The sequence below is a fragment of the Pseudomonas sp. GW821-FHT09C09 genome (genome assembly GCF_059418105.1).
Window position 1 is genome coordinate 579,628 of the sequence record NZ_JBWKPF010000004.1, and the last position, 15,002, is coordinate 594,629.

Annotated in this window: 15 protein-coding genes and 1 tRNA gene; 2 read left to right on the forward strand and 14 right to left on the reverse strand. The window is 61.8% G+C overall.

Features of this window, described 5'->3' with window-relative positions:
• Positions 1 to 79: 79 nt before the first annotated feature.
• Positions 80 to 1,069 carry a GGDEF domain-containing protein gene (locus AC07NR_RS16170; RefSeq protein WP_495078940.1) on the forward strand — a complete coding sequence of 330 codons (990 nt, stop codon included), beginning with the start codon at positions 80 to 82 and terminating at the stop codon, positions 1,067 to 1,069.
• A gap of 25 nt (positions 1,070 to 1,094) precedes the next feature.
• Here AC07NR_RS16170 and AC07NR_RS16175 read toward each other — a convergent pair whose 3' ends face one another.
• From AC07NR_RS16175 to AC07NR_RS16200, 6 genes are all read right to left on the reverse strand, one after another.
• Entirely contained in the window at positions 1,095 to 2,306 is a 1,212-nt protein-coding gene (locus AC07NR_RS16175) for a response regulator (RefSeq protein WP_114880967.1), read from the reverse strand.
• A 141-nt stretch (positions 2,307 to 2,447) separates the two neighbouring features.
• Positions 2,448 to 3,725, reverse strand: a complete 1,278-nt coding sequence (gene gabT, locus AC07NR_RS16180) for a 4-aminobutyrate--2-oxoglutarate transaminase (protein ID WP_085684283.1) — start codon at positions 3,723 to 3,725, stop codon at positions 2,448 to 2,450.
• Between the two features lie 186 nt (positions 3,726 to 3,911).
• The gene (gene gabD, locus AC07NR_RS16185) at positions 3,912 to 5,354 is read right to left on the reverse strand and encodes an NADP-dependent succinate-semialdehyde dehydrogenase (RefSeq protein ID WP_085712649.1); all 1,443 of its coding nucleotides are present in this window, start codon (positions 5,352 to 5,354) and stop codon (positions 3,912 to 3,914) included.
• 319 nt (positions 5,355 to 5,673) lie between these two features.
• Positions 5,674 to 5,991: a RebB family R body protein gene (locus tag AC07NR_RS16190; RefSeq protein ID WP_085712648.1), complete on the reverse strand. Its 318-nt coding sequence runs from the start codon at positions 5,989 to 5,991 to the stop codon at positions 5,674 to 5,676.
• A 43-nt stretch (positions 5,992 to 6,034) separates the two neighbouring features.
• Positions 6,035 to 6,574: a hypothetical protein gene (locus tag AC07NR_RS16195; protein ID WP_495078941.1), complete on the reverse strand. Its 540-nt coding sequence runs from the start codon at positions 6,572 to 6,574 to the stop codon at positions 6,035 to 6,037.
• Positions 6,574 to 6,801: a RebB family R body protein gene (locus AC07NR_RS16200; protein WP_085712646.1), complete on the reverse strand. Its 228-nt coding sequence runs from the start codon at positions 6,799 to 6,801 to the stop codon at positions 6,574 to 6,576. The genes AC07NR_RS16195 and AC07NR_RS16200 overlap by 1 nt, the downstream gene beginning before the upstream one ends.
• Positions 6,802 to 6,999: 198 nt before the next feature.
• Here AC07NR_RS16200 and AC07NR_RS16205 point away from each other — a divergent pair.
• Positions 7,000 to 7,076, forward strand: a tRNA-Arg gene (locus tag AC07NR_RS16205).
• Between the two features lie 66 nt (positions 7,077 to 7,142).
• On the opposite strand, the gene AC07NR_RS16210 is transcribed toward AC07NR_RS16205, so the two are convergent.
• The 8 genes from AC07NR_RS16210 to pgaB form a co-directional block, all read right to left on the reverse strand.
• Positions 7,143 to 7,412, reverse strand: a complete 270-nt coding sequence (locus tag AC07NR_RS16210) for a hypothetical protein (protein ID WP_225739936.1) — start codon at positions 7,410 to 7,412, stop codon at positions 7,143 to 7,145.
• A 20-nt stretch (positions 7,413 to 7,432) separates the two neighbouring features.
• Positions 7,433 to 8,056: a hypothetical protein gene (locus AC07NR_RS16215; protein WP_495078942.1), complete on the reverse strand. Its 624-nt coding sequence runs from the start codon at positions 8,054 to 8,056 to the stop codon at positions 7,433 to 7,435.
• On the reverse strand, positions 8,053 to 8,634 hold the full coding sequence (locus tag AC07NR_RS16220) for an RNA polymerase sigma factor (protein WP_495078972.1): 582 nt from the start codon (positions 8,632 to 8,634) through the stop codon (positions 8,053 to 8,055). The genes AC07NR_RS16215 and AC07NR_RS16220 overlap by 4 nt, the downstream gene beginning before the upstream one ends.
• A gap of 29 nt (positions 8,635 to 8,663) precedes the next feature.
• Positions 8,664 to 10,355, reverse strand: a complete 1,692-nt coding sequence (locus AC07NR_RS16225) for a vWA domain-containing protein (protein ID WP_495078943.1) — start codon at positions 10,353 to 10,355, stop codon at positions 8,664 to 8,666.
• An 89-nt stretch (positions 10,356 to 10,444) separates the two neighbouring features.
• Positions 10,445 to 11,005 carry a YbhB/YbcL family Raf kinase inhibitor-like protein gene (locus AC07NR_RS16230; RefSeq protein WP_085712643.1) on the reverse strand — a complete coding sequence of 187 codons (561 nt, stop codon included), beginning with the start codon at positions 11,003 to 11,005 and terminating at the stop codon, positions 10,445 to 10,447.
• A gap of 103 nt (positions 11,006 to 11,108) precedes the next feature.
• Positions 11,109 to 11,639: a poly-beta-1,6-N-acetyl-D-glucosamine biosynthesis protein PgaD gene (gene pgaD / locus AC07NR_RS16235; protein ID WP_119428556.1), complete on the reverse strand. Its 531-nt coding sequence runs from the start codon at positions 11,637 to 11,639 to the stop codon at positions 11,109 to 11,111.
• Positions 11,636 to 12,991 carry a poly-beta-1,6-N-acetyl-D-glucosamine synthase gene (gene pgaC / locus AC07NR_RS16240; protein ID WP_423204663.1) on the reverse strand — a complete coding sequence of 452 codons (1,356 nt, stop codon included), beginning with the start codon at positions 12,989 to 12,991 and terminating at the stop codon, positions 11,636 to 11,638. The genes pgaD and pgaC overlap by 4 nt, the downstream gene beginning before the upstream one ends.
• A 1-nt stretch (position 12,992) precedes the next feature.
• A complete protein-coding gene (gene pgaB, locus AC07NR_RS16245; RefSeq protein ID WP_423204662.1) occupies positions 12,993 to 14,990 on the reverse strand; it encodes a poly-beta-1,6-N-acetyl-D-glucosamine N-deacetylase PgaB in 1,998 nt (665 codons plus the stop codon).
• Between the last annotated feature and the right edge of the window lie 12 nt (positions 14,991 to 15,002).

A 15,002-nucleotide genomic window follows, 5' to 3' on the forward strand; every position in this document is an offset into this window, starting at 1 on the left:
TCAAAGACACTTCGCCACCCCGGCGGGCTATCCCGTGGCTGTTGTCGACTTCCCGGCACGCCCTTTGAGATCCGTGTCGATGGTCAACAACAATCAAAAAGACTCATCCCTTCCCCAGTGGCCCGAGGCCGCACAAACCCTGATGGCATTGATGCACGCCCAGGGCGAAGTCGCGCGCCTGAGCGAACGCGAACAGTTGTTCAGCTCGCTGCTGGTCAGCGTCAACGCCGTGCTGTGGGCCTTCAACTGGGAAACCCGCCAGGTGCTGTACGTCAGCCCCGCCTATGAGCGGATTTTCGGCCGCTCGGCCGCCCTGCTGCTGGCCGACTACAACCAGTGGCGTGACAGCATCTACCCCGACGACCTCGAGTACGCCGAACGCAGCCTCGCCGAAGTGCTGCACAAGGGCGCCGTGGAAGACCGCGAATACCGGATCATCGACGCCGACGGCCAGGTGCGCTGGATAAGCGACAAATGCTTCATCAACCGCCAGGAAGAGCCGGGGCAACCGGTGATCATCGTCGGCATCGCCGAAGACATCACCGAAAAGAAACAGATGGAAACCGAGCTGCAACGCCTGGCCACCACCGACGTGCTGACCCAGAGCAGCAACCGTCGACACTTCTTCGAATGTGCCAACCGCGAGTTTGAAGAGGCCCGCCTGCAGGGGGCGCCACTGGCGTTTCTGCTGCTGGACATCGATGACTTCAAGGTGATCAACGACACCTACGGTCACCCGGAGGGCGACAACGTGCTGCAACGAATCGCCGAATGCGGTCGTGCCTCGCTACGCCGGGGAGACCTGTTCGGGCGGATTGGAGGTGAAGAGTTCGCTGCGGTTTTTCCGGGCTGCGCGCCGGACATGGCGATGCAGGTGGCCGAGCGGCTGCAACAGGAAATCCAGCGCTTGAGCTTCAGCCACGGCGAACAGACGTTCGGCATCACTGTCAGCCAGGGCCTGACCAGCCTCACCCCGGAAGACGAAAGCCTCGACGCCCTGTTCGCCCGGGCCGATGCGGCGATGTACGAGGCGAAGCGTCAGGGCAAGAACCGGATTATCTCGGCCTGAACACCGCGCTGATGCGGGACAAGCGCTATTTGCGCATCCGCATCAGCTCCGGCAAACCGATCTTGAGTAGCCGTGCCGTACGGCTCTTCGCCAGTTCCTCGACGCCCTCGTGCTCGGTCAGACGTGCCATCTGCGCCGCCATGTTCATCACCAGCGCCTCACGGGAATACACCCCGCCACCGAGCTGGTAGACCGAGGCAATCAGCTCGCGCAACTCCAGTGGCAGGCGCCAGCGGGTGCGCAGTGCCGAACCGTAGGCCGCACCGAACTCCGCCAGCGCATCGCCGACTTCCTCCAGTTCATCCAGCTCGCCGCCGGCCTGCTTCCATTCCTGCAAACAACGCAGCAGCGCCAGATCGCCGAGACGATGGAGCATCCCGGCGCAATAGCAGCGCTCCTGATCCAGATCGAGCAGCCGCGCCAGGGTGCGCGCGTACTCGGCGGTGTGCAGCGACAGGCCCCAATAGCGCTCCGCATAGTCCGCCAGGCACGGATCGCTGAGTCGGGCGCTACGCTTGAGCGCCAGGCCAAGAATCAGGTTCATGCTTTGCCCGGTGCCCAGGCGATGCAGCGCCTGGGCCAGGGTCTGCACCGCCGCGCCGTGGTGCTGAGCGGCGCTGTTGGCCGCTGCGATCAACACCGCCGTGATCTGCGGGTCGGTGCGGATTTCTTCTTCCAGCAGCTTCAGATCCAGCCCGTTGGGGTGGAGGCTGCGTTTGACCGCCACTTGCACGTCGGTCATCAACGGCGCGCCGTCGGCCTGCTCGCGACGACGCTCGAGGAACACCGACAGGGTCATGCCCGGCGCCAGTGCGGGCACTTCGCAGAAGACTTCCTGACCGGCATTGAGCAGCAGCCCCTGCAAACGCTCGGTCAGGCTTTCCATGTTCAGGGGTTTGGCCAGATAGGCCGTGGGTGCCAGTGGCAGGGCTTCGCGCACGCTGGCGCTGTCGTTGCGGCTGCTCATCAGAATGAACGGCAACGGCGGATTGCGTTTGCGCTGGCGGACACTGCGCAACACGTTCAAACCGTCGACGCCGGGCAACTCCCAGTCGACGATCGCCAGGTCATAGGGCACTTCGCCGAGCAGAGACATCGCCTCCTGGCCATCGGCGCACAGATCCAGCCGCGCATCGCAGCGCACGTTGAGCAAAACCTGTTTGAGCAGGTCACGAGACCAGGGGTCGGCCTCGGCAATCAGGACTCGGGGTACAGCGGGTAATTCGACGGCAGTCATGCTCGCCCTCCCTAGCAATGCTTGAACCTTAGCCAATGCTGGCGATTCGATACAGCTCGAATGCGGGGTATGTGTTTCAGCAAGCGTAAAAAAACCCGCCGAAGCGGGTTTTTTGTCGATCCGATCACACAGTGCCCGGCATTACAGCTCCGAGAAGCACTCTTCGATGATCGCCAGACCTTTGTCCAGTTGCTCGTCCGGCGAGGTCAGCGGAACCAGGACGCGCAGAACGTTGCCGTAGGTGCCGCAGGACAGCAGGATCAGGCCCTTGTCGCGTGCCTTGGCCACCACTGCTGCTACGGCAGTCGGGTTTGGCTTGTGGCTGTCGCCGTTTTCGAACAGCTCGACCGCGATCATCGCGCCCAGGGCACGGACTTCGCCGATCACCGGGTACTTGGCCTGGATGGCCTTCAGACCGGTGACCAGACGCTCGCCGACAGCCTTGCAGCGGTCCAGCAGTTTTTCTTCTTCGAACACTTCCATCACGGCCAGGGCCGCGGCGCAAGCGATCGGGCTACCAGCGTAGGTGCCGCCCAGGCCGCCTGGAGCGATGGCGTCCATGTATTCGGCCTTGCCGCACACACCGGCCAGCGGGAAGCCGCCAGCGATGGATTTGGCGAAGGTGGTCAGGTCGGCGGCAACGCCCATCTGTTCCATGGCGAAGAAGGTGCCGGTACGGCCAGCGCCGGTCTGCACTTCGTCAGCGATCAGCAGGATGCCGTGCTGGTCGCACAGGGCACGCAGACGCTTCATGAACTCTTTCGGCGCGACGTAGAAACCACCTTCACCCTGTACAGGCTCGATGATGATCGCGGCGATGTCTTTCGGCTCGGCGTCGTTCTTGAAGATGCGTTCGATGGAAGCGATCGAGTCGTCGATGCTCACGCCGTGCAGTTCGTTCGGGTACAGCGCGCGGAAGATGCCGCCAGGCATCAGGCCCATGCCGGCCGAGTAAGGCACGACTTTACCGGTCAGGCCCAGGGTCATCATGGTACGGCCGTGGTAAGCGCCGGTGAACGCGATCACGCCGGCACGGCCAGTGGCAGCACGGGCGATCTTCACGGCGTTTTCAACGGCTTCGGAACCGGTGGTCACCAGCAGGGTTTTCTTGGCGAAGTCGCCCGGCACGCGAGCGTTGATTTTTTCGCACAGCTCAACGTACGGCTCGTAGGCCAGAACTTGGAAGCAGGTATGAGTCAGCTTGTTCAGCTGTTCGGTCACGGCGGCGATGATTTTCGGGTGCACGTGGCCGGTGTTCAGCACGGCGATACCGCCGGCGAAGTCGATGAACTCGCGACCTTCAACGTCGGTCACGGTCGCGTTCTTCGCGGACTCGGCGAAGATCGGGTGAATCTGGCCAACACCACGTGGAACAGCGGCGGTACGGCGGGCCATCAAGTCAGCGTTAGTCTTGCTCATTACAGTCCTCATTCACCGCTCATCGGGCGGCGTGGTTCAAGGATTAAGCGGGAGGAATCGGCGGTGGCAGCATGCGATGATCGACTGCCACGGCGTTCCCGGCCGCAGAGAAAATTCCGGTTTGAAACGACGCAAAGGGACAGCGCTCTCGTGCCCTTTGCGTTTACAGCGATCTTCTACCGAGGCTTAGATGCCCAGGCAGAGGTATTTGATTTCCAGGTAATCTTCGATGCCGTACTTGGAGCCTTCACGGCCCAGGCCCGAGGCCTTGATGCCGCCGAACGGCGCGACTTCGTTGGAGATCAGCCCGGTGTTGACGCCGACCATGCCGTATTCCAGGGCTTCCGCCACACGGAACACACGGCCCAGGTCACGCGCGTAGAAGTACGAAGCCAGACCGAACTCGGTGTCGTTCGACATCGCGATCACTTCGGCTTCGTCTTTGAAGCGGAACAGCGGCGCCAACGGACCGAAGGTTTCTTCCTTGGCCACTGCAGCATTTTTCGGCACGTTGGTCAGGATGGTCGGCTCGAAGAAGTTGCCTTCCATCTGCTTGCCACCGGCCAGCACGGTGGCGCCTTTGGCCACGGCGTCAGCGATGTGCTCTTGCACCTTGGCTACAGCTTTCTCGTCGATCAGCGGGCCGGTGGTGGTGCCGTCTTCCAGACCGTTGCCGATCTTCAGCTTGGCGACAGCCGCTTTCAGCTTCTCGGCGAAGGCGTCGTAGACCGAATCCTGAATGTACAGACGGTTGGCGCAGACGCAGGTCTGGCCGTTGTTGCGGTACTTGGAAATGATCGCGCCTTCGACGGCCTTATCCAGATCCGCGTCGTCGAACACGATGAACGGCGCGTTGCCGCCCAGTTCCAGGGAAACTTTCTTGATGTCCTTGGCGCATTCCGACATCAGCTGACGACCGATTTCGGTCGAGCCGGTGAAGGACAGCTTGCGCACGATCGGGTTGCTGGTCAGCTCGCTGCCGATGTCGCCGGCGCTGCCGGAGACCACGCTGAATACACCTTTAGGGATGCCGGCGCGCTGGGCCAGTTCGGCCAAGGCGAAAGCGGAGAACGGGGTTTGCGAAGCAGGCTTGAGCACCATGGTGCAGCCGGCGGCCAGGGCCGGGCCCGCTTTACGGGTAATCATCGCCGCCGGGAAGTTCCACGGGGTGATGGCGGCGGTCACGCCGATTGGCTGCTTGATCACGATCAGGCGCTTGTCAGGCTGGTGGCCCGGAATCACGTCACCGTAGATGCGCTTGGCTTCTTCGGCGAACCACTCGATGAACGAAGCGGCGTAAACGATTTCGCCCTTGGCTTCGGCCAGTGGCTTGCCCTGCTCGAGGGTCATCAGGCGAGCCAGGTCTTCCTGGTTCTCGATGATCAGCTCGAACCAGCGACGCAGTTTGCCTGCACGCTCCTTGGCGGTCAGTGCACGCCAGGCCGGCAGCGCTTTGTCAGCGGCTTCAATCGCGCGGCGGGTTTCGGCAGCGCCCATCTTCGGCACGGTGCCGAGGATTTCGCCGGTGGCCGGGTTGTTGACCTTGATCGTCTGACCGTTGTCCGCGTCGACCCAAGCGCCATCGATGAAGGCTTGCTGGCGGAACAACTGGGTGTCTTTAAGCTGCATGTCGGCTTTCCTTAACAGCACCGCGGCCAGCGCGGAGCAAAATTATGATTGTAGAAAGGCGCCTCGCAAGGCTGCCGTCAGGGAAATCATTCACCGGGCTCAAGCACCTGAATAGTGCACGGTTGCAAACACGTGCGGCTCGGCACCCGATCAAAGAGCGTTTGAAATCTCAAACGGATCCTAGGATCAAAGGGGGTAAAGGACAATAGGTCGTTCGAAAAAAAGAACAAAAACGCCGCAATTGCTGAACATTTCGGATCAACGTACAGACGCCTCTGTTCCCTGCCGCCGCCGAACGGCAGGGAATAGAGGGGCGTGACTACTTGTTCTGAAACGATTTGAGCACCGTCAACAGACTCGTCAAGTTGTCAGCGACACCCGCCTGCCCCAGCTTTTCCGTAGCAGCGGCGCCAGCCGTGGTATCGACGCTGTAAATCTGCATCACGCCCTGGTTGGTTGCCGCCTGCGCCAAGGTGTTTTGTTGCTGCTGAGCGCTGACGGCATTCTCGAACAGGATGCCGGTCGAGTGCGCCATGCTTTGATAAATGCTGCCCATCGCCATGGCCGGTGCCTCGGCCACCACCTTGACGCTGGTCTGGGTGACCGCATCGGTGATCTGATCATTCACGGTTGCCATGTTCGGACTCCTTTCAAGGGACAGTGGGTGTTGCAAATATTGCTCAGGCGCCTGCGGACCGCTCGGGATGGCTGGCGCTGAACTGGGCAATGCTCTGGTTGATTCGCTCGAGTGCCTGATTCACCCCGTCGGCGTCCAGCACTCCGCTCGCCGCGGCCACCGCTGCAGCGCCGCCTACCAGCAGATGGGTATTCAAGGCGCCGAGCGCACTTTCGGTAGCCGCGTCGAGGTCATCCTTGATGATGCTCTCGGTCATCTGGCGCAGCAGCACACCTTGAGAGGCCAGAGCGAGCTTGGTGACACCATCGAAGTAGCTCGCCGCCGATTGCGCCACCAGCCCGCTGGCCTGACGAACCAGCAGTTCCGAACCCAGCTGCGCCAGAGCAGGCGCGTGAGCAGCAAGCTGTGTGTTCAGCAGGTTCACCGCATCGACAATCTGTCGATTCAACGCTTCCGCCCCGACACCGTCAGCCGACTGCTGAAGCAGATGTTCATTGAGCGACTCAAGCAACGCGGCGGCTGCAGCCGCCGGGTCAACGGCCGGTTGCTCCACGTTATCGCTCTGAGCCTTTTCCCCGGCCATCAGGAGCGCCCTCCCACCGCCAGAATCTGCTGCACGGCTGCCGCCACCGTGGCATTGCCGATAATGTTCATCGCCTGTTGATGGCTGACCGCATTCTGTAGCGCCAGACTGACCGCATGACTGGTGACCTGGGTCAGCGTGGCGATGGCCGTGGCCGGTGCCGAACCGACGACCTGCACATTCGACTGGGTGACGGAATCGGTGATTTGAGGATTGACGACGCTCATGCTTTTCTCCCTGAGTAAGGCGATCGAAGAACCCGCCGCAGGAAAACAATAGAACAGCTTCGCCAAACTGCCACGAGAGCGTTTTGCAGGACGTTACAGCCTTTTGGAATGCGCCCTCGCTCGACACAAACACTGACAATGAGCCGGCAAAAACCGGCATGGACGCCCCGAGCCGACCTAGGTATGATGTCGCCCGCTGCACCAGTAGCTCAGCTGGATAGAGTACTGCCCTCCGAAGGCAGGGGTCGTGGGTTCGAATCCCGCCTGGTGCGCCATGAACAGAAACGAAAAAGCCTCAGGCCGAAAGGTCTGAGGCTTTTTTGTGCCTGCTGGTTGGCGAATCACTCCGTCGTCCAGTCAAACTCGTCGTATTCATCATCGTCTTCGTCGTCCTCGATCCACTCATCATCAAGAACGTCGTCCTGCAGATCTTCTTCTGCCTGCTTGGCCAGAAGAAATTCCTTGCGACTCTCCGTCACAGCTCGCCGCAGTTCCTCACCCTTCACCGGGCAGTTGAGCATTTGGGCGATGCGGTCGATTTTTTGGGCCACGGCATCCTCCAGCGCATCGGCAATGCCCCGATAGTGCGCGTTTTTGCGGGGCAATGCCAAATGGCTGGACGATCAACCGGTCAGTTCTGGCGGATTTGTTCGAGGCGCAGGTCCAGATTCACGCTCGGGTAACGCTTGTGCAGATTGTTGTACAGGGTGTCGGCAGCCTGTGATTGACCGGATTCGCGCAGGCGAAGGACTTCGCGCAGTTGCTTGTCGAGGCCATTGGCCGGGGCGGCGGCGCGTTTGCTCACTATGGCTTCGTCCGTTCTGTCGGCGCTGATCGATTCGCTCTGCATCGGCGCGGCCATTTCCGCCATTGGTGCAGGTGCAGGTGCAGGTGCAGGTGCGGATAACGCGCCAGCAGGTGCTGATAATGTCCGGGATTCGATGGCCTCTTTACGAGCCAGTGGCGCAGCAGGTTTGGCGGCAGGGGCGAAATCGTAATGAGCCACGGGTTCCGGGGCGCGATGCACCAGCGACAGCATCAGCGCGATGCCGACCAGACTGGCGAAAGCCACCTGATAACGCGGCGTCTGGCAGACCTTGAGCCAGCGCTGCCATACGCTCGGTTTCGGTGCCGGGACCTGACGATGCGCGGTACTGAGAATCAGCGCATCGAGATGCGCCGGCGGTTCGGCGTTGTGCTGTTCGCGCACATGTTTGAGCAGTTGCTCTTCGGGTGTCTGGCGGGTGTCCGTCATGTCAGTACCTCCTCGGCCAGCAGCCGACGCAGTTTTTGCTGGGCGTAGCGCAAGCGGCTCTTGACGGTTTCCAGCGGTGTTTCGGTGAGGCTGGCGATTTGCGCCAGGTCTAGGTTGCCGTGGGCGCGCAGCAGAAACACTTCGCGCTGGTCGGCGGGCAAGGCTTTCAGAGCGCTGTCCAGGCGCTGACTGTCGCGACTGAGGCTCAGCAGTTGTTCGGGGTCGCTCGCTTCGTCACTGACCGCATGGGTCTGTTCGTCGTAACTGTCATGCAGCGGCTGATGGGCGCCGTGCTTGCGCCAGTGATCGATCAGACGGTTGCGGGCAATCTGGAACAGCCAGGTACGAAAAGTCGCCCGACCTTGTGGCTGACTGGCGCTGCGGATCAGGCTCAGCCAGGTTTCCTGATACACCTCTTCGGCCAGCTCCGGCTTGCCGCTCAACCCGAGCAGAAACCGGTACAGGCTCTGGCGGTGGCGGGCGTACAAGATCTCGAACGCCTTGCCGTCGCCCTCGCGATATCGGGCCAGCAGCGATTCGTCGCTGCTGGCCTCAAGGCTGTCGGCGCTGGCAAACAGCTGGCTGATAAACCCCTTCAGGCGGCTCACTATTCAATCCGTCGCTCGGTCGGCATCGTGTTGGAGGCAGTCGAAGTCCGCAGGCTCTGCGCCAGTTCCACCAGTTGCACGAACTCATTGCGCAGGCCGAAGCGGTCATCACCACGGGCACCTCGGGCCAGTGCTTCGGTGTTCTTGAGGCTGAAATCGCCGGTGTAGCGGCCGTCCTTGAGTTGCTGGGAGAACGCAGCGACGGCGGCAGCAAATCTCAGATCTTCGCTGGCCGGCACAACCTGACTGGCAATCGGCCGCTCGATCAGCAGACTTTTCCCACCTTCAGGCTTTTGATATCGCACACGCAGCATTGCCAGTTCTCCTTTCTTCTCGGAAACCACTGCATCGTTTTTTCCGTAGCGCAGCGGCTCCAGCCAGCCCTTCTCGCCGGTCGGGACAATTTCATACAGCGCCGTCACCGTATGGCCTGCACCGATTTCACCGGCATCGACCTTGTCATTACTGAAATCCTCACGCTTGAGTGCGCGATTTTCGTAGCCGAGCAGCCGGTATTCACTGACCTGCGCCGGGTTGAATTCCACCTGCAACTTGACGTTTTTCGCCACCACAGCGAGGGTCGAACCGAGCTGATCCACCAACACCTTGCGCGCCTCGCGCAGGTTGTCGATGTAGGCGTAATTGCCGTCACCGGCGTCCGCCAGTTGTTCCATCAGGTGTTCATTGTAGTTATCCACACCAAAACCCAGGGTGGTCAGGGAAATCCCGGTCTTGCGTTTATCCACAGCCATTTGCTTGAGGCTATCGAAGTCGCTGACGCCGACGTTGAAGTCACCGTCGGTGGCCAGCAGGATGCGGTTGATGCCTTTGGGCATGAAGGCTTGTTGCGCCATTTGGTAGGCCAGCTCGATGCCGGAGGCACCCGCGGTCGAGCCTCCCGCAGTCAGCTGCTCGATGGCTGTGCGAATCTTCGCTTTTTCCCGCCCGGAAGTCGGCTCCAGCACCACTCTGGATTCGCCGGCATACACCACCAGCGAAACGCGATCCTGCTCGCGCAGTTGATCGACCAGCAGCTTCAGGGTGCTTTTGACCAGCGGCAGCCCTTCGCGACGATCCATCGAGCCAGACACATCCACCAGAAAAACCAGGTTGGCCGGCGCCAGTTCCGCCACCGAGCGGTCAGACGCCTTGATGCCGATGCGCAGCAAACGGGTGTGCGGGTTCCACGGGGTGGCCGCCAACTCCGTGGTTACACCAAAAGGTGAGCCGTCAGTGGGCAACGCATAGTCATAGGGAAAGTAATTGACCATTTCCTCCAGCCGCACCGCGCCTTCCGGCGGCAGGCGCCCCTGATTCAGCAGACGGCGGACGTTGGCGTAGGCGCCGGTATCCACATCGGCACTGAAGGTCGAGACGGGCGTTTCGGCGACGCTGTGGATCGGGTTATCGGCCAGGGTTTCGTACTGCTCGCGCGGCTCGGCGCGATAGTCCTGTGGATAACTTTCCCCGGCGGGCATCGGTGCAAAACTGGCCGTCGGCGCCGCCAATGCACTGCGCTTGGCCAAAGAGTGATCGGCCATGACCCTCTCTTGTTGCGCTACGGGTTTTGAAGAGGGCTGTGCCGGTGGCCGCACGGCGGCGGATTCCGGGCTGGAGGAAATGCCGCAACCGGCGATAGCCAACAGCACACCGGCAGCCAGGGGTCGCAGAAGCGTCGATGGAAGAGACATGGGGGCTGACCTCGGAGGAAGAATTGATCCATTCAACCTCTGAGACGGACAGCCCTTTCAGTTCGGGTTAAACGCCGCCGACATTATTTTCAGCGGTGATAGCGCCGCACTGCACTGCTGTTGCGCAGCACATGGCCTTTGATCTTTTCCAGCAACTGGGCGCGGGTCAGGCCGGCCGGCAAGGCGTCGGGGGCCAGGTCCAGGGCATAGATCTGGATGATGTAGTGGTGTGCGCTGTCGCCGGTTGGCGGGCACGGGCCGACATAGGTGGTCGTGCCTTTGCTGTTGGTGCCGCCCAGGCCTTCGAAAGTCGGCTTGGTGCCACTACCGGCCGGGATCTGCCGGGTCGTGGCCTTGATGCCGTAGTGAACCCAGTGATCGACGCCCAGGCCTTTCTGGCCGTCCGGATCATGCATCACGATGGCGTAGCTCTGGGTGGCGGCCGGGCCGGCGTTCCAGCTCAGCGCCGGGGACAGGTTCTTGCCGCCGCAACCGGCAGCGTCACTGGCTGCCGCCGCGGTGAACAGACGGTTGTCCGAAACACCGGGAATGCTGAGGGTGAAACGCTCCTGGGCCTGCGCCGGAAACTGCACGCAAAGGGCGACGGCAACGGCCGCCAGCCAAGGGTTTAGAGAGGTCAATCGGGTCATTCCGGGAGCACCTTGTGCAGTTGGGCCGTCTTCGGCCTGCAGACTATAGCTGTACCGTTCGTGCCGTGGCAGTGGCAAATGACGCCCATTGGTATCACCGCGCTTACAGACGGTTCGTCGGCTCACGGTTATCGTCGTCCTCGGCATGCAGAAAAATCACTCGCGGATGCTCCAGCGGCGCCAGGGGTGGCGGCAGTTCCGCCGGCTCCACCGGCCACAGGTGCGGCACCACGTGGCTGACGTCACCGTCCTGATTGTTATGGATGGTGATAACACCCGGGCTGCGCAGCTTCTGCAGGCGGTCATCGCACAGCTTGAAGCTTTTGCTCAGGCCGTCATCGTCGACCACCGGGGCGGCAAGGCGACGCTGGGCGAAACTGCGGCTCTTGCGCTGTTGATAACGGGCCCAGGAAATCAGGATCACGGCGTTGACCAGCGCCACCCACAGGTAGACCTGCAAGGTCCCCAGTGCTTCGAACGCCGAATTGTCGATACGCGGCCCACCGGCATGGGTTTCAATCAGCGGCCACAGCCCGCGCACCAGCAGATACAGCAGGCCAACCCAGGCCAGCACCGTGAGGATCACGTCGATCACCACCAGGAATGGCCGCTGGCGGGTCCGGATGATTTTCATTTGATGACCTCCTCTTCGTCGTCGCCCGCCGGTTTGATGCCCCGGTCCGGGCTGACCCAGCGCGCGCGCTTCTGATGCTGGCCGAACAGCACCTTCGGAAAGCTGACCAGCGTGGTCAGCAGACTGATGAACCAGAACACCAACGGATACCAGACCACCCAGAACATGGTTCTGCCCAGACCCGGCTCATAGCGTCGGTCGATGATGATGCTGACCGCGAACTGCACCAGGCAGACAAACGCCAGCAGCAGCCCGGTAAAGGCCGGCGGCATCAGGTGATGCACGGCAATGGCCTCGGGCATGACCATGAACTTGCCCATCCCCCAGAAGATCACTGACAACAGGAAGGTGAAGGCCCAGCCGGTCGACAGGCAGTATTCGAACAGCAGCGGCCACAGATAACGGTGACGGTACTGCCAGATCCCGCGAATGTTCTTGAACAGCACTTCGGCGCCGCCCTGGGCCCAGCGCAGACGCTGCTTCCACAGGCCGCGCAGGGTTTCCGGCATCAGGATCCAGCACAGGGCGCGGGGCTCGTAGAAGATGCTCCAGTGGTCCAGTTGCAGCTTCCAGCTGATGTCGATGTCTTCGGTGATCATGTCCGGGCTCCAGTAGCCGACCCGGTTCAACGCGGTGCGGCGGAACGCGACGATCACACCGGACACGGTGAAGATCCGCCCGAACACCCGCTGGGTACGCTTGATCAGCCCGATGATCGACGAGAACTCGCCGACCTGGACCCGCCCGACCAGCGTCGAACGTGTGCGGATTCGCGGGTTGCCGGTGACCGCGCCAAGCCGTGCGTTGTCGAGCATCGGTGCCACGAGGTAAGCAGCGGTGTTCGGCGCCAGCAGCGCGTCACCGTCGATGCACACCAGATATTCACTGCGCGCCGCAATGGCGCCCATGCGCAGGGCCACGGCCTTGCCCTGGTTTTCCGCCAGGTGCAGCACCCGCAGCCGTGGGTCTTCCTTGGCCAGCGCATCCAGCACCTGCGCGGTGTTGTCCTTGGAGCCGTCGTTGATCGCGATGACTTCGATGTTCGGGTAATGCTGGGCCAGCGCCGCGTGAATGGTGTCGGCGGCGTTGTCGCCCTCGTTGTAGCAAGGGATCAGGATCGATATCAGCGGTTCGCCTTCCAGCGGTGGCGGCAGCGTGTCGTCCTTCCACGGCCAGTGTCGTTCCCAGTGCAGCCAGAAATACAGGCCGCCGGAAATCCACAACCCGGACATGAACAGCGGGTAGAAGAACACGAAGTCCATCAGGAATTGCCCGGTGACCAGGAAGATCAGCCCCAGCGGTACGCCGAGGACGATCGCCAGAACAAGCAGGGCCAGCAGTCTATCCAGCATGTCATGGGTTCCATTTGTTGGAGAGCGCAGGCCGCACGGTTTTCAGGTCCGGCAGGTTCTCGAGGAAGTTGTCCGGGTAGTAGCCGAAACTCGTCGCGCCCTGACGCTTGAGGCGGCCCATCCAGTCGGCCAGTTGTGCACCGTCGATGTCGGCCTGGTCCTTTTTCGTCCAGTCCCGGGCCTGCAATTCGAACACCGTGCGATCCAGCGCACCGGGGCGCTGCTTGATCTTCGCCACCAGCTCTTCCAGCCACGGGCCGGATTGCGCATGGGTCTGTTTTTCCATGAGCGGCATGGCCATCGGCGCCGTCCAGTCGTAGCTCACGAGGAAATCGTCGAGGTTCTGCGCGAACCACGCTTCGCTCTCGGGGTTAAGAATCGGCTCGGCGAAGATGTTGCGCGCAGTAAGCACCTGCGGGCCACGGATCGCCCGGACCTTGGCGGTCAGTTCATTGGTGAAGTCGATCAGGTAGCGGCTCTTGAACCGGGTCCAGCGCTGCATGGCCGCCGGATCGTCACGCAGGGCGGCAATCGAGCCCGGCAGACCGTGGGCAACATAGGCCTTCAATGCTTCGGGACTGGCGTCTTCGAAATCCGAGAGCACGGCGTCATCGTGGTAGAGAATGCCGTCAACCGAGGTCAGGCGCGCCACGTCTTCGTAGATTTCACCGATGATCCGCCGCACCTCGGGATCGAACGGCGACAGTCGCTTGTACTGATCCGGATCGACAGCGGTGGTGCCGGTCTTCGGATCCCAGCGGGTGACACGCGGCAGTTTCGAATCCAGCGCAAAACTCAGCACCGGCATCCAGGCAAACACTTTCACGTGAGCCCGGGTACGCAGCTGCCAGGCGACACGGTCAAAAATGTCGGCACGCACCGGCAAGTGGCGGTTGGGGAAATACAGCGAATGCACCAGGCCATCGCCTTTCGGATCGGCGAAGGCTTGCAGGAACACGGTGTTGGCGCCCATGTCGGCCATGCGCTGGATCAGCTTGCCGAGGTTCACTTCCTGCTGCGCCGGATCCGGGTCATAGACGTTGTCCAGATCCACATGCACCACGCGCATGGCGAAGTCGGACTGCACCGCGACGATGCTGTTGGCGAAGTGCTCGCCATCCGGGTCGGATGCAACGAGGAACCGTGGGCTGCTCATCAGGTTGTCGAGGGCATCGAGGCCGTCGTCGAGGGTCAGGGCCATTTCGTAGCCCTGCTCACTCACCACCGTCAGTGAAGTACCGTCTGCCGTGCCGTAGGGCCAGACCCAGACCCGTGGCTTCTTGCCGGTGGCCTTGCGGATTTTTTCCGAGATGGTGGCCACGTCGGTGCGGATACGCGCCTGGAAATCCGCCTCGGATTCATAGCGTTTGGTCACCGGATCGTAACGCCGGGTCGCGGCGGCCGGCTGCATGTTGCCTTGCGGGTTGGCGAGGATACCTTTGTGGCTGGCGTCAGTGTGGGCGGCGATTTCCACCAGACCGGATTGCGAGATTTCGCGCACCTGATCCCAGGTCAGGAAGTCGGAACGCGGGCGCATGGCGCCGGCAAAATCCACCGGCTGATTCAGCGGTGTATCGATCCAGACGCCCACCGGGGCCAGCAGCGCATGCCAGTTATAGGCGCGCAGCACCGGCATCACACGGGTGTAGAAACTTGCGTAGCCGTCGTCGAAGCTGAGCAGGATGGCTTTGGGCGGCAGTTCCGGCCCGCCCTTGCGCGCGGCCATGATCTGATCGACCGTCACCGGCTTGTAGTTGTTTTCCCGCAGCCAGGCCAGTTGCTCGATCATGCGCTCGGTGCGCACCGCCACCACGGCCTGATCGGGATCACGGTCTTCGATGTCGTGGTAGGCAATGCCCAGCACGTGGTTTTTCGGCCATGGTTTTTCATTGGCCGCCAGCGGACGCTCCGACGGCGGCGCGAAGGCCGGGGCTTGCTGGGCGCAGGCGCTGACCAGCAGCACTCCCAGCAGAAGGATGAAACGCGAAATAAAAGGCATCTTCAAACTCTT